This window comes from Streptomyces reniochalinae (assembly GCF_003323735.1).
Taxonomy (GTDB): Bacteria; Actinomycetota; Actinomycetes; order Streptomycetales; family Streptomycetaceae; genus Streptomyces; species Streptomyces reniochalinae.
This window is the reverse complement of record NZ_QOIM01000033.1, coordinates 170,845-192,335: the sequence shown is the minus strand read 5'-3', so window position 1 is coordinate 192,335 and position 21,491 is coordinate 170,845. Positions and strand designations below refer to the sequence as shown.

16 protein-coding genes are annotated in these 21,491 nt (G+C 72.4%); 11 read left to right on the top strand and 5 right to left on the bottom strand.

Annotation, left to right across the window (positions count from 1 at the left end):
- The first annotated feature begins 245 nt into the window (after positions 1-245).
- From DQ392_RS35830 to cimA, 7 genes are all read left to right on the top strand, one after another.
- Positions 246-374 carry a hypothetical protein gene (locus DQ392_RS35830; protein ID WP_281272983.1) on the top strand — a complete coding sequence of 43 codons (129 nt, stop codon included), beginning with the start codon at positions 246-248 and terminating at the stop codon, positions 372-374.
- Positions 375-620: 246 nt separating this feature from the next.
- The gene (locus DQ392_RS14245; RefSeq protein ID WP_114015956.1) at positions 621-1,685 is read left to right on the top strand and encodes a 3-isopropylmalate dehydrogenase; all 1,065 of its coding nucleotides are present in this window, start codon (positions 621-623) and stop codon (positions 1,683-1,685) included.
- Between the two features lie 302 nt (positions 1,686-1,987).
- Positions 1,988-3,094: a branched-chain amino acid aminotransferase gene (locus DQ392_RS14240; protein WP_114015955.1), complete on the top strand. Its 1,107-nt coding sequence runs from the start codon at positions 1,988-1,990 to the stop codon at positions 3,092-3,094.
- A gap of 216 nt (positions 3,095-3,310) precedes the next feature.
- A complete protein-coding gene (locus DQ392_RS14235) occupies positions 3,311-4,957 on the top strand; it encodes an alkaline phosphatase D family protein (RefSeq protein ID WP_114015954.1) in 1,647 nt (548 codons plus the stop codon).
- 175 nt (positions 4,958-5,132) lie between these two features.
- The gene (locus DQ392_RS14230) at positions 5,133-6,089 is read left to right on the top strand and encodes an FkbM family methyltransferase (protein WP_114015953.1); all 957 of its coding nucleotides are present in this window, start codon (positions 5,133-5,135) and stop codon (positions 6,087-6,089) included.
- 13 nt (positions 6,090-6,102) lie between these two features.
- Positions 6,103-6,234 (top strand): DUF397 domain-containing protein, encoded by a 132-nt coding sequence (locus DQ392_RS36200; RefSeq protein ID WP_181856418.1) that lies wholly within the window; start codon positions 6,103-6,105, stop codon positions 6,232-6,234.
- Positions 6,235-6,556: 322 nt separating this feature from the next.
- Entirely contained in the window at positions 6,557-8,170 is a 1,614-nt protein-coding gene (gene cimA, locus DQ392_RS14220; RefSeq protein WP_114015951.1) for a citramalate synthase, read from the top strand.
- 63 nt (positions 8,171-8,233) lie between these two features.
- On the opposite strand, the gene DQ392_RS14215 is transcribed toward cimA, so the two are convergent.
- From DQ392_RS14215 to ureA, 4 genes are all read right to left on the bottom strand, one after another.
- Positions 8,234-8,788 (bottom strand): TetR family transcriptional regulator C-terminal domain-containing protein, encoded by a 555-nt coding sequence (locus tag DQ392_RS14215; protein WP_245981475.1) that lies wholly within the window; start codon positions 8,786-8,788, stop codon positions 8,234-8,236.
- Between the two features lie 136 nt (positions 8,789-8,924).
- Complete coding sequence (locus DQ392_RS14210) at positions 8,925-9,959, bottom strand: agmatine deiminase family protein (protein WP_114015950.1); 1,035 nt, start codon at positions 9,957-9,959, stop codon at positions 8,925-8,927.
- A 39-nt stretch (positions 9,960-9,998) separates the two neighbouring features.
- Positions 9,999-11,699, bottom strand: a complete 1,701-nt coding sequence (locus DQ392_RS14205; protein ID WP_114015949.1) for an urease subunit alpha — start codon at positions 11,697-11,699, stop codon at positions 9,999-10,001.
- Positions 11,696-12,460 (bottom strand): urease subunit gamma, encoded by a 765-nt coding sequence (gene ureA / locus DQ392_RS14200; protein ID WP_114015948.1) that lies wholly within the window; start codon positions 12,458-12,460, stop codon positions 11,696-11,698. The genes DQ392_RS14205 and ureA overlap by 4 nt, the downstream gene beginning before the upstream one ends.
- A gap of 178 nt (positions 12,461-12,638) precedes the next feature.
- Between ureA and DQ392_RS14195 the strand changes: the two genes are divergently transcribed.
- From DQ392_RS14195 to DQ392_RS14185, 3 genes are all read left to right on the top strand, one after another.
- Positions 12,639-14,270, top strand: coding sequence for a cytosine permease (locus DQ392_RS14195; protein WP_245981452.1), 1,632 nt, complete (start codon positions 12,639-12,641; stop codon positions 14,268-14,270).
- A 219-nt stretch (positions 14,271-14,489) separates the two neighbouring features.
- Complete coding sequence (locus DQ392_RS14190; RefSeq protein ID WP_114015947.1) at positions 14,490-16,103, top strand: acyl-CoA carboxylase subunit beta; 1,614 nt, start codon at positions 14,490-14,492, stop codon at positions 16,101-16,103.
- A gap of 11 nt (positions 16,104-16,114) precedes the next feature.
- Complete coding sequence (locus DQ392_RS14185; protein WP_114015946.1) at positions 16,115-16,372, top strand: acyl-CoA carboxylase epsilon subunit; 258 nt, start codon at positions 16,115-16,117, stop codon at positions 16,370-16,372.
- Positions 16,373-16,508: 136 nt separating this feature from the next.
- On the opposite strand, the gene DQ392_RS14180 is transcribed toward DQ392_RS14185, so the two are convergent.
- Positions 16,509-16,739 (bottom strand): hypothetical protein, encoded by a 231-nt coding sequence (locus tag DQ392_RS14180; protein ID WP_181856417.1) that lies wholly within the window; start codon positions 16,737-16,739, stop codon positions 16,509-16,511.
- 559 nt (positions 16,740-17,298) lie between these two features.
- On the opposite strand from DQ392_RS14180, the gene DQ392_RS14175 reads away from it, so the two are divergent.
- Positions 17,299-21,489 (top strand): sensor histidine kinase, encoded by a 4,191-nt coding sequence (locus tag DQ392_RS14175; RefSeq protein WP_114015945.1) that lies wholly within the window; start codon positions 17,299-17,301, stop codon positions 21,487-21,489.
- The last annotated feature ends 2 nt before the right edge of the window (positions 21,490-21,491 follow it).

The following is a 21,491-nucleotide window of genomic DNA, read 5'->3' as shown; positions in this document are numbered from 1 at the left end:
CTCCGGTGTGTGTGGCCGAAACCGTGTGGCTCTCGTCTCAGATAGTAGGAAGCCCAACTAATTGGCGAGACAACACGGCTTCCGGCTCCTATCTTTGTAGGAAGCCGATCGTTCCGCTCGACCGAGCGCCTCGCGGATGCGACGCCCGTGCCCCAGGCAGGTGACCCCTGCCGCACCGGCGGTCCCCGCACCTTTGGCTGTTCCGGCAGATCTCTCCTCGCACCGCGCAGAAGGAGTTGTTACCCATGGCCACGCCCACAGCCGACCACGTGCCCGCCTCCCGCCTCCGCCGCTCGCGAGTGGCGGCGCGGCTCCGCGAGGAGGACCGCCGCAACGCGGCGAAAGCCTTGCAACGGGCCTTCGACCGCCGCTGACCCCGTCTTCATCGAACGTGGGCCCTGTACCTCTTCGCCGCCCCCCTTCTCGCCAGAGGGAGCCCCTCCTCGCTACGGGGGCTCCCGGGGGGCGGAGCCCCCACCGCGGCCGAGGGCGCCCTCAGGTAAGAAGGGGAAGGCCATGGGGACCCCCATGGAGGGGCACAGGGGCTGAGCCCCGAAGCAAAGGTCCGCCATGCGGACAACCCCGTGTCACCGCGTGGGACAAAGAGTAGGCTCCGCCGCATGTCTTCAGGAACGGCCTCCCGCACGGACCGCACCATCGACCTCGCAGTGATTTCCGGCGACGGAATCGGCCCGGAGGTCGTCGCCCAGGGCCTCAAGGTCCTCACCGCCGTCCTCCCGCAGGACGTGAAACTGGAGACGCACGAGTACGATCTCGGCGCCAAACGCTGGCATGCGACGGGCGAGACCCTGACCGACGCCGAGCTGGAGAAGCTCAAGAGCCACCACGCCCTCCTGCTGGGCGCCATCGGCGACCCGGGTGTGCCCTCGGGCGTACTGGAGCGCGGCCTGCTGCTGAAGCTGCGGTTCGCCTTCGACCACTTCGTCAACCTGCGCCCCTCGAAGCTGTTCCCGAACACGTCCTCGCCGCTGGCGGGCCGCCCGGAGATCGACTTCGTGGTGGTCCGCGAGGGGACCGAGGGCCCCTACGTCGGCAACGGCGGCACGATCCGCAAGGGCACCCCGCACGAGGTCGCCAACGAGGTGAGCGTCAACACCGCGTACGGCGTGGAGCGGGTCGTGCGCGACGCGTACGCGCGGGCCCAGGCGCGTCCGCGCAAGAAGCTGACGCTGGTGCACAAGAACAACGTGCTCGTGCACGCGGGCCACCTGTGGAAGGACACCTTCGACCGGGTGGGCCGGGAGTTCCCCGAGGTGAGCACCGACTACCTGCACGTGGACGCGGCCACGATCTTCCTGGTGACGGACCCCGCGCGGTTCGACGTGATCGTCACGGACAATCTGTTCGGCGACATCATCACCGACCTCGCGGCGGCCGTGAGCGGCGGCATCGGTCTGGCGGCGTCCGGGAACATCAACCCGACCCGCGAGTTCCCCTCGATGTTCGAGCCGGTGCACGGCTCCGCGCCGGACATCGCGGGCTCCGGCAAGGCCGACCCGACGGCCACCGTGCTCTCCGTCGCGCTGCTGCTGCGCCACCTGGGCTTCGAGGCGGAGGCCGCCCGGGTCGACGAGGCGGTCACCGTGGACCTCGCGGAGCGCGGCGAGGCGCCCCGCACCACCGACGAGATCGGTGACGCGCTCGCCGCCCGCGCGGCCGGCTGACCCCCCCCGCGGGCACCTTCGCCCTGGGAGCCACCGGCTGAGGACCGCTGTCACGAGGACGGCGGTCCTCACTGCGTCCGGGCCTCACCCCACGCGGCGCCGTCACCGCACACAGCGCCTCGTACCCGAGTCCGGTAAAGGTTGACCCCCGCGCGATAATCGGGGGTGAGGGACCGCCCCATGAGGGAGGACTCGGACGTCCGAGCAGTACGTGCCGCAGCCAGGGGAGTGACCAGGAGAGCGGCCATGCTCTCCTGGGCCGCCGGGGCAGGTCCGCAAACGTACGAGCGAAGGACGCGGACATGACGACGCCCCGTATCGATTTCGACCGCAAGCCCGCGGCGCAGCCGCTCGCTGACGCCGAGCGGGAGGCCGTGCTGGCGAACCCCGGGTTCGGGCGGTACTTCACCGACCACATGGTCACCATCCAGTGGACCGAGGGCCGGGGCTGGCACGACGCGCGGCTGGAGCCGTACGCGCCTCTCCAACTCGACCCGGCGAACATGACGCTGCACTACGCGCAGTCGATCTTCGAGGGGCTCAAGGCGTACCGGCAGCCCGACGGCTCGGTGAAGGTCTTCCGCCCGGACGCCAACGCCCGCCGTTTCCAGCGCAGCGCCCGGCGGCTGGCGATGCCCGAGCTGCCGGTGGAGACGTTCATCGAGGCGTGCGACCTGCTGGTGGGCCAGGACAAGGCGTGGGTGCCGAGTGAGGGCGAGGCCTCGCTGTACCTGCGGCCGTTCCTGTTCGCGAGCGAGGTGGGGCTCGGGGTGAAGCCGGCGAACCGGTACACGTTCATGGTGATCGCCTCCCCGGCGGGGTCGTACTTTCCCGGGGGCGTCGAGCCGGTGTCGGTGTGGCTGTCCGAGGAGTACGTGCGCGCGGCGCCGGGCGGCACGGGTGAGGCGAAGTGCGCGGGCAACTACGCCGCGTCGCTGGTCGCCCAGGCGGAGGCCGCCGAGCACGGCTGCGACCAGGTCGTCTGGCTGGACGCGGTGGAGCGCCGGCACATCGAGGAGATGGGCGGCATGAACCTCTACTTCGTCTACGGCTCGGGTGCCGGCGCGCGGATCGTCACCCCGGCTCTGACGGGCACGCTGCTGCCCGGCATCACCCGTGACTCGCTGCTGAGGATCGCGGCCGACATGGGCTACGAGACGGGCGAGGCGCGGATCACGACCGACGAGTGGCGCGCGGGCAACGCGGACGGCTCCCTGACGGAGGTGTTCGCGTGCGGTACGGCGGCCGTGATCACCCCTGTGGGTGAGGTGAAGTCCTCGCGGGACGAGTGGAAGGTCGGCGACGGCTCGGCGGGGGAGATCACGATGAGGCTCCGCGAGGCGCTGCTGGCCGTCCAGACGGGGCACGCTGAGGACAAGCACGGCTGGATGCACACACTGGGCTCCTGAACGGGGCCCCGAGCCGGGTGCTGAGCGGGGTCCCGAGCCGAGCCCCGAGCCGGGTGAGGCTGGAGGGCATCGCGGCAGGTGTCGTGGTAAGTCCGGAACCGATCGCGTGTACATGTACCTGACATGTAGGGGTGGGGCGTCCGTGGCCGGCGGGTCTCCCCGCGGCGCTGGGATGACGGGTGTCATCGACCGTCTCCCGGAAGGCCGCGATCCACGATGCCGCACCTTCAGGTGTCCCAGCAGGAGCAGGCAAGTCAGCAGGAGACAAGAAGGGCGGCGGCGGCACTGGGCCGTCGCCGCTTCCTGACCGTCACCTCGGCCGCCGCGGCGCTCGCGTTCGCCACGAACCTGCCGGGCAGCGCCCGGGCCGCGGAGGCCGACGCCAGGACGGCGGTGAAGGCCGAACCCTTCACGCTGGGCGTCGCCTCCGGTGATCCGCTGCCAGGATCCGTCGTGCTGTGGACCCGGCTGGCGCCCGAGCCCTACGAGAGCGGCGGCGGACTGCCCAGGGCCCGCATCGCCGTCCAGTGGGAGATCGCCCACGACCGCCGCTTCCGCCGCGTCGCCCGGCGCGGCAGCGCCACCGCGCACCCCGAGCTGAACCACACCGTGCATGTGGAGGCCGAGGGACTGGAGGCCGACCGCGTGTACTACTACCGTTTCCGCGCGGGGAAGTGGACCAGCCCGGTCGGCCGTACGCGCACCGCGCCCGCCGCGGGCGCCGACCTGAACGAGCTGCGGCTGGCCGCCGTCTCCTGCCAGGCCTACCACGACGGCTACTACACCGCCCACCGCCACCTCGCGGAAGAGGACGTCGACCTGGTCTTCCACCTGGGCGACTACCTGTACGAGTACGCCGTCGACGCGCACGGCGGCGCCCGTCAGTACACCGACCGCACGCTGCCGGCCGTCTTCGACCGCGAGATGGTGACGCTGGAGGACTACCGGCTCAGGTACGCGCTCTACAAGAGCGACCCCGATCTGCGCGCCGCGCACGCCGCCCACCCCTTCCTCGTGACCTGGGACGACCACGAGACGGAGAACAACTACGCGGGCGACGTGCCCGAGGACAACGGCTCGGCGCAGGACTTCCTGGTGCGCCGGGCCGCCGCCTACCGCGCGTACTGGGAGAACCAGCCACTGCGCCGCCCGCAGCAGCCCGACGGGCCCGACATGCGGCTCTACCGCAGGCTGCGGTTCGGGAAGCTGGCCCAGTTCGACATCCTCGACACCCGCCAGTACCGCTCGGACCAAGCCTACGGTGACGGCGCCCAGCGCCCGGGCCCCGAGTCCGAGGACCCGGCGCGCACGATGACCGGCGCCGCTCAGGAGCGCTGGCTGATCGACGGATGGCGGGCCTCGGACACCCTGTGGAACGTGGTGCCGCAACAGGTGACCTTCTCCGAGCGCCGCACCGACGACAGCCCCGGATACAAGGTCAGCATGGACGCCTGGGACGGCTATCCGGCCTCCCGCGCGCGGCTGCTGGCGGGCGCCGAGTCGGCGGGGATCGAGAATCTGATGGTGCTCACCGGGGACGTCCACAAGGGATACGCCTACGACATCAAGCGCGACTTCGGGGACCAGGACTCGCGCACGCTGGGTACCGAGATCGTCGCCACCTCCATCACCAGCGGCAAGGACGGCGAGGACAAGCCCGGCAACTGGGACGCCTACATGGGCGCCAACCCGCACATGAAGTTCTACAACGGGCGCCGCGGCTATGTGACGGTGCGGCTGGACAAGCGCCAGGGGCGGGCCGACTTCCGTACCGTCGCCGCCGTGACGAAGCCCGGCGCGCCGGTCGGCACCGCCGCCTCCTTCGTCACCGAGGTGGGCAGCCCGGGGCTGCGGGAGGTGTGAGGAAACTCCCCGAGGAGGTCTGAGGCAGCCTCTGCGGCGGTGCGGCTCTCCGCCGCGTCTCAGCCGTACCACCGGTGCAGGGCGGTACGGCTGAGGCAGGCGATGCGAGTGAGGGGTACGGGATGTGGGGCCGGAAGATTGACAGGGGCGAAAGTGACGTAGGTAGCGTCTGAACATGGCAACGCTGTTCAGGAAGGTGCTTGCCGCGCTGCCCCGGCTCGGGGTGCAAGTTCTCGACCTGGGCCCGGGAGCCGCTGTGATCTCCCGGCGCGGCGGCTACACCGCGAGAAAGGCCGAAGCGGGAGCGTGGTTGGTCGGCAGAGAGCGGACGAGCACCTCCGCTGAGCGGCCCCACGCCCCGGCGGGCACGTGGGGCCTGCCGCAAGCGACCGCGAGCAGCCTGTGCGCCCGGCATGTGGCCGGGCTGCTGGCCAACTACCAGGTCGACTGCGTCTTCGACGTCGGGGCCAACAAAGGGCAGTATGGCACCCAGCTGTGGCGGGCCGGGTACCGGGGCAGGATCGTCTCCTTCGAGCCGGTCCCTGAAGCCCTGGAGCGACTGCGCGAGATCGCCGAGCGGGACGAGGACTGGCAGGTCCACCCCTGCGGGCTGGGCCGCGAGGAGTCGGTCGCAAGCATCCATCTGGGCTGGAAGACCATGAACTCGCTGCTGGAGCCCAGCGCGTACGGGCGGCAGCGCTACCAGCGGTTCGCCGACACCGGCACCACCACGCAGGTGCGGATCCGGCGGCTGGAGGACGTCATGGACGAGGCCCTGGACGGCCTCGCCGCACCGCGCCCCTTCCTGAAGATGGACACCCAGGGCTACGACCTGGAGGTCTTCGCGGGCGCAGGGGACCGCATCGGCGAGTTCGTCGGAATGCAGTCCGAGGTCGCCGCGCTGCGGCTGTACGAGGGCAGCCCGCGCATGGCCGAGGCCCTCGCCGCGTACGAGGACGCCGGCTTCGGGATCACCGGGATGTATCCCGTGACGCGTGAGGAGACCACGGGCCGGGTCGTCGAGTTCGACTGCGTCATGGCACGCGCGGCGCGGGCAGTCCCGGTTCCCGGAGCCACCGGGGCGAGGGACGGCTCCGCGACGGGAGACCAGCGGCCGCCCGTCGGGCCGTGAGAGGCCCGCAGTCGTGGGCCATCGTTCACCCGGTGTCCTTCCGGTCCGCGAGGCCGAGTGCCCCGAGGGGCCCACGCTGGTCTCCCCGGCGGATAGCTGGGGCGCCTTCGTCCGTACGGTGCGGGGCTCCTTGGTCACTCGCTGAGACGGGCCCGCACTCCGGGGCGGTCCTTCCGCATGGTGAGACGCGTTGGGGCGTGGGGGACGGTTCGTGCCAGGATGGCGGGGTGCCCTCGTTCGTCATGATTATTGGCAGCAGGCGCGCCGGTCCGCAGTGACCGACTGCCGTGGAATCACCGCACGGCGGCGGCCACCGTGCCCCAGACCCGCGCGCAGACCTCTCGCACCCGCGAGAGGTTTTTTCGTTTTCCGGCCCACCAGGCCGGGGGCGGATGCCGCGAGGGATGATGGGGGCAAGTGGAGCGCTTCCTTCCGCAACCACTGAACCCTTCCAGGAGCCACCAGCCATGACACTCCGGACCCCGGACGACAGCTTCCACGTCTTCGACACCACCCTGCGTGACGGAGCGCAGCGCGAGGGCATCAACCTGACCGTCGCCGACAAGCTGACCATCGCCCGGCACCTGGACGAGTACGGCGTCGGCTTCATCGAGGGCGGCTGGCCCGGTGCCAACCCGCGCGACACCGAGTTCTTCGCCCGCGCCCCGCAGGAGATCGACTTCAAGAACGCGCAGCTCGTCGCGTTCGGGTCCACCCGCAGGGCGGGCGTGCCCGCGCAGATCGACCCGCAGGTCAAGGGGCTGCTCGACTCGGCCGCCCCGGTGGTCACGCTGGTGGCCAAGGCGCACGACCGGCACGTCGAGCTGGCCCTGCGCACCACGCTGGAGGAGAACCTGTCGATGATCGCCGACACCGTCGGCCACCTGCGGGAGAAGGGCCGCCGCGTCTTCGTCGACTGCGAGCACTTCTTCGACGGCTACCAGGACAACCCGGACTACGCGAAGCAGGTCGTGCGGACCGCGCACGAGGCGGGCGCCGACGTGGTCGTCCTGTGCGACACCAACGGCGGCATGATCCCCGCCCGCATCCAGGCCGTCGTGCGCACCGTCGCCGCCGACACCGGCGCGCGGCTCGGCATCCACGCGCAGGACGACACCGGCTGCGCCGTCGCCAACACCCTGGCGGCCGTGGACGGCGGCGCCACCCACGTCCAGTGCACCGCCAACGGCTACGGCGAGCGGGTCGGCAACGCCAACCTCTTCCCCGTCGTCGCCGCGCTGGAACTCAAGTACGGCAAGCGCGTGCTGCCCGAGGGCGCGCTGGCGGAGACCACGCGCGTCTCGCACGCCGTCGCCGAGGTCGTCAACCTCACCCCCTCCACCCACCAGCCCTACGTGGGGACCTCGGCCTTCGCCCACAAGGGCGGCCTGCACGCCTCGGCGATCAAGGTGGACCCGGACCTCTACCAGCACATCGACCCCGAACTGGTCGGCAACACCATGCGGATGCTGGTCTCCGACATGGCGGGCCGCGCCTCCGTCGAGCTCAAGGGCAAGGAGCTGGGCTACGACCTGGGCGGCGACCGTGAGCTGGTGGGCCGGGTGGTCGAGCGCGTCAAGGAGCAGGAGCTCAAGGGCTACACGTACGAGGCCGCCGACGCCTCCTTCGAACTGCTGCTCCGCGACGAGGTGCACGGCGGCGCCGCCGGTGCGGCCCCCCGCTTCTTCCGCGCGGAGTCCTGGCGCACCATCGTCGAGCAGCGGCCCGACGGCGAACAGGTCAACGAGGCGACGGTGAAGCTGTGGGCCAAGGGCGAGCGCATCGTCGTCACCGGTGAGGGCAACGGGCCCGTCGACGCGCTGGACCGCGCGCTGCGGGCCGGCCTGGAGCGCATCCACCCGCAGCTCGCGCGGCTCAACCTGGTCGACTACAAGGTGCGCATCCTGGAGGGCACCCACGGCGCCTCGTCCACCACGCGGGTGCTGCTGTCCATGAGCGACGGCAGCGCAGAGTGGACGACCGTGGGGGTGGGGGACAACGTGATCGCCGCCTCGTGGCACGCACTGGACGACGGCTACACCTACGGCCTGCTGCGCGCCGGGGTCGAGGCGCACGACTGACGCGCCGGCGACGGGGCGGGCCGGCGCCCCGTCGGCTCTTCGCCCGACGGGGCGGGCGCCGGATCAGGGAGTGCGCGAGGGCGGGATGAGGGACGCGTCGAAGTGGTCGCGTACGTGGGCGAGGACCACGGCGCGGTCCACGCCGGGCAGGCCCACCACCAGGTGGGTGCCGAAACCGTCGAGGAGGGCACGGGTGCGGGTGGCGAACCGGTCGGCGTCGACGGCGGCGAACTCACCGGCCGCCGCGCCCTCCACCAGCAGCGCCACCAGGTCGCGGTGCCAGCTCAGCTCCAGCTCCAGCTGGCGGGAGCGCACCTCGTCGTCGGCCAGCTGCGAGCGGTTCCACACCTCCAGCCACAGCGCCCAGTGCGGGTCGCGGTGGCCGTGCGGCAGGTAGAGCTCGACCAGCGCGTCCAGCCGCTCCCTGGCCGGTACCCGGCGGGCGAGGGCTGTGCGGCGCTCGGCTCCCAGCTGTTCCTCGCTCCACTGGAGGGTCTGGAGCAGCAGCTCGTCCTTGGTCTTGAAGTAGTAGACGAGATGGCCGCTGCTCATGCCGACCTCGCGCCCGAGCGCGGCCATCGTGAGCCGGTCGAGACCGCGTTCGGCGATCATTTCCATGGCGGTGGCGAGCACCTGTTCGCGGGGCTGCGCCGCGCGGCGCCCGCCCTTGGTGGAACTGGTCCCGGTCCGCACGCCCACCGCCGTATCCCTCCGCCTTCCACGAGTGGCAACCCGACCGGTCAGCCTATCCGGCTCACGGACGGGGCTGCTGCTGGGTGACGCAGTGGATGCCGCCGCCGGCGGCGAAGACGGTACGGGCGTCCACCAGGGTGACCGTCCGCTGCGGGAAGAGGCGGCGGAAGATCCCGGCGGCGTGCTCGTCGCGCGGGTCGGCGAAGCCGCACAGCACCACGCCGCCGTTGCACAGGTAGTGGTTGACGTAGGAGTAGTCGACCAGCTCCCCGTCCTCGGTGTGGGTGACCGTCGGCGCGGGCAGTTCGACCACCTCGAGCTCGCGGCCGCGCGCATCGGTGGCGGCGCGCAGCAGCTTCACGGTCTCCTTGCACAGGTCGTGGTCGGGGTGCGCCGGGTCGGGCTGGGTGTGGGCGACGACGACGCCGGGCGCGGCGAACGCGGCCACCAGGTCGACGTGGCCGCGGGTGCCGTAGGCGCCGTAGTCGGCGGTCAGTCCGCGCGGCAGCCAGATGGCCTTGGCCGTGCCGAGCCGCGCGTGCACCTCGGCCTCCACCTCCTCGTGCGTCCAGCCGGGGTTGCGCTCGGCGCCCAGCTGCACCGTCTCGGTGAGCAGCACCGTGCCCTCGCCGTCCACGTGGATGCCGCCGCCCTCGTTGACCAGCGGTGAGGGGTGGGCGGCCGCGCCCGCCCGCCCGGCGACGAAACCGCCGACCAGCTTGTCCTTGTCCCAGCGCGCCCATTCCTGGGCGCCCCAGCCGTTGAACGTCCAGTCGACGGCCGCCAGCCGGCCGCCCCCGGTGACAAAGGTCGGGCCGATGTCGCGCATCCACGCGTCGTCCAGGGGCTGCGCGACGACCTCGATGCCGGAGCCGAGCTGTTCGCGCGCCCCGGCCACGTCCCGCGGGTCGGCCACCATGGTGACCGGCTCGAAGCGGCGGACGGCGCGGGCCACCCGCGCCCACGCGGTGCGGGCCCCGGCCAGCACCGAGGCGTCCTCGAAGGTGGGGTTGCGCGCCGGCCAGGCCATCCAGGTGCGCTCGTGCGGCGCCCACTCGGGAGGCATGAAGGGGGTGGCGGGCGTTGCGGTGCTCATGGCAGGGCGTTCCTTGCGGTGCTCGAAGGCGGCGGGGACTCAGAGGAAGTAGAGGCGGTTGAGGGAGACGCTTTCGGCGGGTTCGGAGCGCAGCGGCTCGCCGTCCAGGGTGACCAGTCCGGTGCGCTGGTCGACGTCCACCGCGCCAAGACGTGTGTTGTGCACCAGGTCGGCGGGGCCGATGCCCCGGGTGCCGCGGACGGCGACCCGGCGGCGCCGGGTCGGCAGCGTGTCGCCGCCCTGGTCGACGGCGGCGCGGGAGACGAACGCCACGGACAGTTCGGCGGGTGCCGCACCGTGACCGCCGAACAGCGGGCCCAGCACCAGGGGTTCGCTGCTGTCGGTCGCCGCGTTGGGGTCGCCGGTCACCCCCCAGGCGGGGAAGCCGGACTTGAAAACCAACTGCGGCTTGGCCCCGAAGTAGGCGGGGTGCCACAGCACGATGTCCGCCATCTTGCCGGGCTCGATGGAGCCGATCTCGTGTGCGAGGCCGTGCGCGAGGGCGGGGTTGAGGGTGAGCTTGGCGATGTAGCGCAGCACGCGGGCGTTGTCGTCCCCGGCGCCGGTGAGGGGGCCGGCGCCGTCCGGGCCGCCCCGTTCCGCCTTGAGCTTGGCCGCCATCTGGAAGGTGCGGCGCACCGTCTCGCCCGCGCGGCCCATGCCCTGCGCGTCGGAGGAGGTGATGCCGATGGCACCCAGGTCGTGCAGCACGTCCTCGGCGCCCATGGTGCCCGCGCGGATGCGGTCGCGGGCCATCGCGGCGTCGCCCGGCAGGTCGGTCTTCAGGTCGTGCACCGAGACGATCATGCCGTAGTGCTCGGCGACCGCGTCCCGTCCGAAGGGCAGCGTGGGGTTGGTGGAGGAGCCGATGACGTTGGGCACGCCCGCCATCCGCAGCACGTTGGGCACGTGGCCGCCGCCGCAGCCCTCGATGTGGAAGGCGTGGATGGTCCGCCCCTCCAGCACGGCGAGGGTGTCCTCGACGGCCAGCGCCTCGTTCAGCCCGTCGCTGTGCAGCGCGACCTGGACGTCGTACTCCTCGGCGACCCGCAGCGCGGTGTCCAGCGCCCGGTGGTGCGCGCCCATGTCCTCGTGCACCTTGAAGCCGCAGGCTCCGCCCTCGGCCAGTGCCTCCACCAGGGGTGCGGGGTGGGAGGAGGAGCCGCGGCCCAGGAAGCCGATGTTGACCGGCCAGGCGTCGAACGCGGAGAACGCGTGCCCCAGCGCCCACGGCGAGTTGACGCCCACGCCCCACACAGGACCGAACTCCTGGCCGATGATCGTGGTGGTGCCGGAGGACAGCGAGGCCTCCATGATGCGCGGTGAGAGCAGGTGGACGTGGGTGTCCACGGCGCCCGCGGTGGCGATGAGGCCCTCGCCGGAGACGATCGAGGTGCCGGTGCCCACGACGACGTCCACCCCGTCGACCGTGTCCGGGTTGCCCGCCCGGCCGATCGCGTGGATGCGGCCCTCGCGGATGCCGATGGACACCTTGCGTATGCCCTGCACCGCGTCGATGACCAGCACGTTGCTGATGACCACGTCGCACGTCTCGCGGACGGCGGCCGCCTTCAGGTGCAGCCCGTCGCGGGCGGTCTTGCCGAATCCGGCCAGGAACTCGTCGCCGGGGCGCTGGGAGTCGGACTCGACGCGGACGAGGAGGCCGGTGTCGCCCAGCCGCACCCGGTCGCCCGCGCGGGGCCCGTGTACTGCCGCGTACTCGCGCGGGTCCACGCTCATGCTGCGTCCTCCTCGGGGTGCGGAGGTCCGGGGTCGGGCGCGGCGTCCGGGGGGCGGGGGCCGGGCGTGGCGCCCAGGTAGCCGCAGGCCGCGGCGCGGCGCAGCGCCTCCTCGCGGGCGCCGGGCGCGTCCAGCGGGCCGTCCACCAGTCCGGCGAAGCCGATGGCCACGCGGTCGCCGCCCAGGGGGAGGAGACCGGCCTCGCCGACGCCGCCGGGATCGAAGCGGACGGAGGATCCGGCGGGCACCGCGAGCCGCATGCCGTAGGCGGCGGCGCGGTCGAAGTCGAGGCGCGGGTTGGCCTCGAAGAAGTGGAAGTGTGAGGTGACGCTGACCGGCACGTCGGCGGTGTTGTGCACGGTCAGCGTCACCTCGGGCGGCGTCGGGGAATACGCCGCGTCGGTGCCCGCCTCGGGGCCTGCGGGCAGTACCGCGCCGGGCCCCTTTTCCGCGGCGGCGGCACCGAGGGGGGAGGGGACGACCGCGAGCCGGGAGCCGTCGTCGAAGACGGCCTCGACCTGGATCTCGGTCAGGACGTCGGCCACGCCGGGCAGCACGTCACCGGGGCCGAGGACGGCCTGTCCCGCCGCGATCGCCTCGGCGAGCCGGCGCCCGTCGCGGGCGGCCTCGCAGACGGTGTCGGCGATCAGCGCCGTCGCCTCCGGCACGTTGAGCCTGAGCCCTCTGGCCCGCCTGGCCCGTGCCAGCTCGGCGGTGCCGAAGATCAGCAGGCGGTCCCTCTCGGTCGGCCCCAGCCGCACGTTCGTCCACCTTCCGCCTCGCCGGGTGTGCCCTCCCGCGGAGCGGGCGGCCCGTGCCGCTCCAGCATTTAGAGCGATGGTCAAATAGTCAAGTCTCTGCTCAACCCATTGACCTGGGTGCAGCGCATGCCTCAGATTGAGCGCGACTCAAAGAAGTGCCCGACCCGCAGGGAGCACCATGCAGATCGAGCAGCACGGCGTCGACGTCATCCCCGAGGCCGAGCGCACGAGCCGGCCCCGCGACATCGTCAGCTTCCTCATCGGTTCGAACCTGGCGCTCGGTGTCGTCGTCTTCGGCTGGTTGCCGGTCTCCTTCGGCCTCGGCTTCTGGGCCTCCGCCTCGGCGATGGTGCTGGGCACCCTCGTCGGGACGCTGCTGGTCGCCCCGCTCGCGCTGGTCTCCCTGCGTACCGCGACCAACCTCTCCACCAGCAGCGGCGCCCAGTTCGGCGTACGGGGCAGACTGCTCGGCTCGGCCATCGGGCTGCTGCTCTCGCTCGGCTACACGGCACTGACCCTGTGGGTCGGCGGCGACGCGATGGTCGGCACACTCGCCCGGCTGTCCGGGCTGCCGGACTCGGCCGCCTCCTACGCGCTCGTCTACGCGGTGCTGGCCGTGTGCACCGCCGTGTGCGCCGTCTACGGCTACCGGCTGCTGCTGCGGCTCAGCCGCGTGCTGGCGATCGGCATGACCGCGCTGCTGGTCGTCGGCCTGGTCGCCTACGCGCCGCAGTTCACCACCCGGGCCCCCACGGGGACGAGCTACCTGCTGGGCGACTTCCTCCCCACCTGGCTGCTGGCCGTCGTCGCGGCCGGACTCAGCGGCCCGATGGCCTTCATCACCCTGCTCGGCGACTACACCCGCTACATGTCGCCCGCCCGTCACTCCACACGCCGGGTCTACCTGACCACCTGCGGCGGGCTCGTCGCCGGGCTGCTCATACCGCAGCTGTTCGGCACCTTCACCGCGGTCGCCGTCGACGCGGCGAGCGACTACGCGGGCCCCCTCGTCCGGCAGGCGCCGTTCTGGTTCCTCGTCCCCCTGCTGCTGGCCGCCTCGCTCGGCTCGGTCGGCAACGCGGGACTGATGCTCTACTCGATGGGCCTGGACCTGGACGCCATCGCCTCGCGCACCACCCGCACCCGTGCCACCTACGGTGTGGCGGCGCTGGCCACCGCCTTGGTCTACCTCGGCCACTTCGTGTGGGACGCCCAGGACGCGATGACGGCGTTCGTCCTGCTGCTGACCGCCGTCGGCACCCCGTGGGCCGTGATCGTGCTGATCGGGCACGCGCGCTGCCGCGGGAACTACGACGCCGAGGCGCTCCAGGTCCTCAACCGGCGCTCGGTCGGCGGCCGGTACTGGTTCACGGCAGGGTGGAACCCGCGGGCAGCCGTGGCCTGGTCCATCGGCTCGGGCGTCGGCCTGCTGGCCGTCGACACGCCCGTCTACACCGGCGTGCTCGTCCCCCACCTGGGCGGCTTCGACCTCAGTTTCCTGCTCTCGGCCGCCGTCACGGCCGCGGTCTTCACCGCGGTGACGATGGGGGAGCCGGACCGTCCGGCGGCTGAGCCGACCGCGGCGTCGCGGATGCCCGTGCCGGGAGCGGTGCCCGCGGCGGAAGGGGTGCCCGCGGCGGGAGGGGTGTCCGCTCCGGCCCGAACGCCCGCGGCGGACGAGTTCGGGAAAACCGAAGGGGGTGCGGCGGCCGGAATGTACGAGGGCGCCGGGGAAGCCCGGGGGAACGGGGAAGCCCGGGGGCCGCAGGGTGCAGGTGGTGCCCCGGAGACCCGGGGTGCGACGGCCTGACCTGCGGCTGACCGCCCGCAGGGCAACCGGAGGCACGCGGTCCCCTCATGGTCGCGGTTGCTGTGGAATCCCCACAGCAACCGGGACCGGTGATGTGAGGATCCCCTGCTTGGCCCCATGTCCCCTCGCGGGTTCTGTCCAGCGCTGCCATGAATCGGGCGCGGAGACTGTACGAATCTGACGACGGCGGTGAGGCCCGCGGTTTCGTAGGGTCTATACATGACCGATCTGTCCCAGCCGTCGCCACGGACCGAGGAGGCCGCGCCCGGCACAGCTCCGGCGCAGGACACGCGCGGGCGTGTCGCCGAGTTGCACGCGATCCGTGCACAGGCGTTCCAGGGCCCCAGCGAGAAGGCGACCGAGGCCCAGCACGCCAAGGGCAAGCTGACCGCCCGCGAGCGCATCGACCTGCTGCTGGACGAGGGCACCTTCCGCGAGATCGAGCCGCTGCGCCGGCACCGGGCCACGGGCTTCGGTCTTGAGGAGAAGAAGCCGTACACCGACGGCGTGATCACCGGCTGGGGCACCGTCCACGGCCGCACGGTGTTCGTGTACGCACACGACTTCCGGATCTTCGGGGGCGCACTGGGCGAGGCCCACGCCACCAAGATCCACAAGCTGATGGACAAGGCCATCGCGGCGGGCGCGCCGCTGGTCTCCCTCAACGACGGCGCGGGCGCCCGTATCCAGGAGGGCGTCGCGGCGCTCGCCGGGTACGGCGGCATCTTCCAGCGCAACACCAAGGCCTCGGGCGTCATCCCGCAGATCAGCGTGATGCTCGGCCCGTGCGCGGGCGGCGCCGCCTACAGCCCGGCGCTGACCGACTTCGTCTTCATGGTCCGCGACACCTCGCAGATGTTCATCACGGGGCCCGACGTGGTCCAGGCGGTGACCGGCGCCCAGGTCTCCCAGGACGGGCTGGGCGGCGCGGACGTGCACGCGGCGACCTCCGGCGTGGCGCACTTCGCCTACGACGACGAGGAGAGCTGCCTGGAGGAGGTCCGCTACCTCCTCTCCCTGCTGCCGCAGAACAACCGCGAGAACCCGCCGTCCGAGCCCACCGACGACCCGGCGGAGCGGCGCGGCGACGCGCTGCTCGACCTGGTGCCCGCCGACGGCAACCGCCCCTACGACATGCGCAAGGTCATCGAGGAGCTCGTCGACGACGGCGAGTTCCTGGAGGTGCACGAGCGCTGGGCGACCAACATCATCTGCGCGCTGGGGAGGATGGACGGCGAGGTCGTCGGCATCGTCGCCAACCAGCCGCAGTCGCTGGCCGGAGTGCTGGACATCGAGGCCAGCGAGAAGGCCGCCCGCTTCGTGCAGATGTGCGACGCCTTCAACATCCCGATCCTCACGCTGCTGGACGTCCCCGGCTTCCTCCCGGGCGTCGACCAGGAGCACGGCGGCATCATCCGGCACGGCGCCAAGCTGCTGTACGCGTACTGCAACGCGACCGTGCCCCGCATCTCCGTCGTCCTGCGCAAGGCCTACGGCGGCGCCTACATCGTCATGGACAGCCAGTCCGTGGGCGCCGACCTGACGTTCGCCTGGCCGACCAACGAGATCGCGGTGATGGGCGCGGAGGGCGCGGCCAACGTGGTCTTCCGCCGCCAGATCGCCGCCGCCGACGACCCCGAGGCCATGCGCGCCCGGATGGTCAAGGAGTACAAGGCCGAGCTGATGCACCCCTACTACGCCGCCGAGCGCGGCCTGGTGGACGACGTCATCGACCCGGCCGAGACCCGCGAGGTGCTCATCAAGTCCCTCGCGATGCTGCGCAGCAAGCACGCCGACCTGCCGTCGCGCAAGCACGGCAACCCCCCGCAGTGATGGGAGCACTGATGAACGAGACCCCCAAGGAGTCCGCCAGTACCGGCCCGTCGGGCGCCACGGCCGACGGCGTCGTGCGCGTCGAGAAGGGCCAGGCCAACGCGGAGGAGCTGGCCGCGGTCACCGCGCTGCTGCTCGCCCGTGCCGCCGCCACGACGCGGGCCGGTCAGACGCGGGCGCCCGCGCGCCGTGGGCGCCCGTCGAAGGCGGGCTGGCGCCGGCTGGAGCGCCAGCACGGCTTCCGCGCGCCGCACAGCTGGCAGGGCTGAGCGCCGGCAGCGGCGGGCGCGGACGCGAGGACGGCAGAGCGCCGGCCGCGGGCCTGGAACGACCGAGGCGCGTGCGGGGACCCCGGGGACAGGGTTCCGGCACGCGCCTCGGTGTGTGCGCCTCGGTGTGCCGCGCTCAGCTCACCGGCGAGTCCACCAGCGTGGTGCGGCGGGGGTTGGCCGTCTGGCTGGGGAGCGCGTCCTCAGCGTCCTGCGCTGCGCCCTGCGCGGCGTATGCCTGCACCGCGTCCGGCTCCGCCGCGTCCGCCTGCACCGCACGAGCCGTCAGCTCGTCGGCGTCGCTCAGGTGCGCCAGGGTGGTGCGCCGCGGGTTGGCTATCTTCCCCATGGTCAGTGTGGACTTCACTGGATGCCCTTACCTCGCTCGGCTTGTCATTTCGATGTGAGATGTAAACGCCGAGAGTAGGCCCGCTATTCCCCGCCCGAACGTGACCTAGGCAACGCTTGCCATGTGAGTTTCCTCACCAGCCGGTTACCAAAAGCGACATAAGGAATCGCCGGCCCGGCGACTCAATCGGGCAGAGCGGGCCAACAGGGCAATCCGTGCACAGTGTTGATCTTGCAGTCATGGTGGGCGGGTCAGAGGGAGCGGATGTTCGATCGGGAGAAGTCCGGCATTCCACTTCGCCATTTCGACGCACCGTAGGGATTCGAGTGCGGATGGTTACTGATCGCCGGTGGTTATCCACAGCCCTTGTTGCGGATCCGGCACTGTGCTGGAATTCCACGGACCGCCGCAGGACGAAACATGACCGGCGCGCGTCGGACGCAGATGCGGCGCCGCGCGACGGTGCTGAGGGGACGCGCCGGTCATCACGACCGCCATGGGGGCCTGGGACCCCCACGACTCGATACCGTCCCGCCGTCGCGACGGGGGGACGCCTGGTCCAGAGGTTGCGACGCTAGTGCAGGGACGTTTCAAGAGGGATGGCAGCGCTGAGGGAGCCCCGGAGGCGCGCGGCTCAGCCGACCGCGGGTCCCAGCCTCAGCGCGCCCAGGACGGCGGGCCCCAAGGTCAGGGCACGCCCTCCGGTCAGCAGGTGAGCGGCGAGAAGGGCGCCGCGGCGAAGGCCGACAAGGCCGGCAAGCCCGGAAAGACGGGCAAGGCCGCGAAGAACGGGAGCGGCAAGAGCGCCGCCTCGGCCTCCTCGGTCTCTTCCCCGGCCCCCGACCCGGGCTCGCGCATGGCGCTGCGCAACTGGCACATCAGTACGCGCCTGGTCTCCCTGCTCGCCCTCCCCGTCATCGCGGCCACCACACTCGGCGGCCTGCGCATCTCCGACTCGCTCCAGAACGTCGACCAGCTCGACAACATGAAGCGCCTCACCGAGATGACGGAGCAGGCGACCGAGCTCGCCGCCGCCCTCCAGGAGGAGCGCGACCGCTCGGCTGGCCCCCTGGTCAGCACGGGGAACCAGAAGGACGACGTCGTCGTCGGCGCCCGCGAGGACACCGACAAGGCGTTCCAGTCCTTCAAGGAGACCACCGGCGACATCGACGGCAGCGACAAGGTGATGGCGGGCGTCCAGTCCACCGTCTTGGACATCACCCGCCAGCTCACCGCGATCAACACGATCCGCGAGCGCGCCTACGAGAACCCGGAGTACGTCTCCCAGACGGTCACCTCCTACAACCAGCTCATCGAGTCCCTGCTCTCCCTCTCGCAGGACATGGCGCAGGCGACGAGCAACTCGGAGATGATCCGCAGCACCCGCGCCCTGGCCGCGTTCTCCAGCGCCAAGGAGTACGCCTCCATCCAGCGGGCCATCATCTCCGCGGGCCTGGCCCACCAGCCCACCCCCAAGCTGTCCGAGAGCGACCGGCTGTTCGCCAGGACCGCCACCGACAGCGAGGGCGCCGAGCTCGACAGCTTCGGCCAGATCTACGGCGCGGGCGAGACCGACGAGCTCCTCAAGCCGCTCGGCGGCAGCGACGTCAACGTCGTCATGGCGAACAAGTACCGCGACCGGATGCTGCACAGCCCCGACGCGATCAAGAAGCAGCGCCGCACCTACGTCGACTGGATGGACCAGGACGAGTCCAAGATCCAGGCGATGCGCAAGATCGAGCACACGCTGCTGGAGAAGATGGAGCAGCAGGCCCGCGAGCTGCGCTCCGAGGCGCAGCGCGAGGCGCTGATCAGCGGTGCGCTCATCCTGCTCGTGCTGGGCATCTCGCTGGTGGGCGCGTTCGTCGTCGCCCGTTCCATGGTCCGCTCGCTGCGCCGCCTCCAGGACACCGCGCAGGACGTCGCCCGCAAGCGGCTGCCCGAGCTGGTCAAGCAGATGTCCGAGGCCGAGCCGCAGGACGTCGACACCTCCGTCGAGTCCGTCGGCGTCCACAGCCGGGACGAGATCGGCAAGGTGGCCTCCGCGTTCGACGACGTCCACCGCGAGGCGGTCCGCCTCGCCGGCGAGCAGGCGCTGCTGCGGGGCAACGTCAACGCGATGTTCACCAACCTCTCGCGCCGCAGCCAGGGCCTGATCCAGCGCCAGCTCTCGCTCATCTCCGAGCTGGAGTCCCGTGAGGCCGACCCCGACCAGCTCTCCTCGCTCTTCAAGCTCGACCACCTCGCCACCCGCATGCGCCGCAACGGCGAGAACCTGCTGGTCCTCGCGGGCGAGGAGCCCGGAAGGCGCTGGACACGCCCGGTCCCGCTGGTCGACGTGCTGCGTGCCGCCGCCTCCGAGGTGGAGCAGTACGAGCGCATCGAGCTCAACTCCGTTCCGGCGACCGAGGTCGCGGGACGCGTCGTCAACGACCTCGTCCACCTCCTCGCCGAGCTGCTGGAGAACGCCACCTCGTTCTCCTCACCGCAGACCAAGGTCAAGGTCACCGGGCACGCGCTGCCCGACGGCCGGGTCCTCATCGAGATCCACGACACCGGCATCGGGCTCTCGCCCGAGGACCTGTCCGCGATCAACGAGCGGCTGGCCAACCCGCCGACGGTGGACGTGTCCGTCTCCCGCCGCATGGGCCTGTTCGTGGTCGGCCGCCTCTCGCTGCGGCACGGCATCCGCATCCAGCTGCGCCCCTCCGACTCCGGTGGCACGACCGCGCTGGTCATGCTCCCCATCGACGTCGCACAGGGCGCCAAGGGACGCGCCGGTGCGCCCGGCGGCCAAAGCGGACCGCCGCCCGCGCAGCAGCGCGGCGGCAGCAAGGGCGGCAACCTCGCGGCGGCCCTCCAGCGCGGCCCGCAGGGCGGCACGCCCGGTGCGCCGTCCGCGGGCACCGGCGCGGGAGCCGGAGCCGGCTCCCTGGGCCAGGGCGGCTCGCGGCTGGGCGCCCTGCCCACGCGCGGCCAGAACGGCGGCGGCGCCCGTCCGGCGCTGCCGGGCGGGGGCGGTGCGCAGGGCGCCTCGGGCGGCAGCGCCGTGAACTTCTTCGGAGCCCCGCCGAGCCCGGCCCGTCCGGGCGAGGCCCCCGCGGGCCCGAGCGGCGCCGGTGCCCCGCAACCCCCGCTGCCCACCCGCGGCGGCCCCGCCGGCCAGCTCCCCGGCGGGGCGAGCGAGGCCGCCGGTGCCCCACAGCAGGACGGCACGGACCGGTTCGCGCTGGAGCAGCGCTCGAGCGGCCCCGCCGAGACCGGCCAGTTCGCCCAGCCTGGCGGCCCCGCGCAGTCGGGCGCCCCCGCGCAGGACGAGGGCCCGGGCAGCACGAGCCAGTTCCCGCGTATCAGCGCCGGCGACGCGGGCCGGGCGGGCCGCTTCCCGCAGCAGGGTTCTCCGTCTCAGGGTCCCGGCAGCACGAGCGAGATTCCGCGGATCGCGCCGGACGGTCCCTCGGACACCGGCCAGTACGCGCAACCGGGCGGCCCCGAGTCCACGGGCGGATTCCCGCAGCCGGACGCGTCCAGGGGGACGGGCCAGTTCGCGCTGGAGCAGGGGCCGGCAGGACCGGCCGACACCGGCCGCTTCCCGCAGCAGGGTTCTCCGTCTCAGGGTCCCGGCAGCACGAGCGAGATTCCGCGGATCGCGCCGGACGGTCCCTCGGACACCGGCCAGTACGCGCAGCCGGCCGACCCCTACTCCACGGGCGGGTTCCCGCAGCAGTCGGGTCCGACGGACACCGGCCAGTTCCCGCCTCCCACGGACACCGGCCAGTTCGCGCTGCCGCAGCAGTCGGGTCCCACGGACACCGGCCAGTTCCCGCAGCAGTCCCCTCCCACGGACACCGGCCAGTTCGCGCTGCCGCGGCAGCCGGGTGGCCCGGCGGACACGGGTGAGTATCCGCAGGCGCCTTCCCCTTCGGACACCGGCGAGTACGCCGGCCCCGGCAGGCCCGACGGGCCGGGTCACACGGGCCAGTTCGCGCCGCCGCAGCCGGCGGACACGGCCGACGCGTCGCAGAGCCGCCCGAGCTGGGCGCGGCCCGAGCAGGGTCCGCCGCAGGACGCCGAAGCGCCGCGCGGCCACGACGAGCCCGAGGGCACCGGCGAGCACGCGCGGCCGCAGCAGCCCGGCACCGGTTACTCGGACGGCATACCCTCCGGGCCCCCGGCCCCGCAGGACGCACCGACTCCGATCTTCGCCTCCATGGAGTCCAACTGGTTCCGTGGCGCGGGGGAGCCCACCCCGCAGGCACAGCCGTACGAGGGCCGTCCGGGCCCGGCGGACGACGGCAGCGGTACGCAGGGCAACGGGCGGCAGCCCGCCCCGGCGTTTGCTCCCCGCCCCGGGCAGCCCGCCTCGGCGGTGCCGCCGCTGCCGCAGCGCCGGTCCACCCCGGGCGCTCCCGCCGGGAGCGACGGCGCTGTCGCCGAGGGCGATCCGGCGGCCTCCCACGGCGCGGCGCCCGACGCCGGCAACTGGGGAGCCTCGCCCAACGACGAGCGCTGGCGGCGTGCCGAGCAGCTGCGTGAGCCCGCTGCCGGCGGCGTCACGACCTCGGGTCTGCCGCGCCGTGTGCCCCGCGCCAACCTGGTGGCGGGTACCGCACAGCAGCAGTCCACCGCACAGTCCGGTCCACAGGTCTCCCGCGCGCCCAACGACGTGCGTGGCCGGCTGACCAATCTCCGCCGTGGCGTCCAGCAGGGCCGACAGGCCGGTACGGACACCCACGGCGCAGGCCCCACCTATCAGCAGGAGCGTTAGTT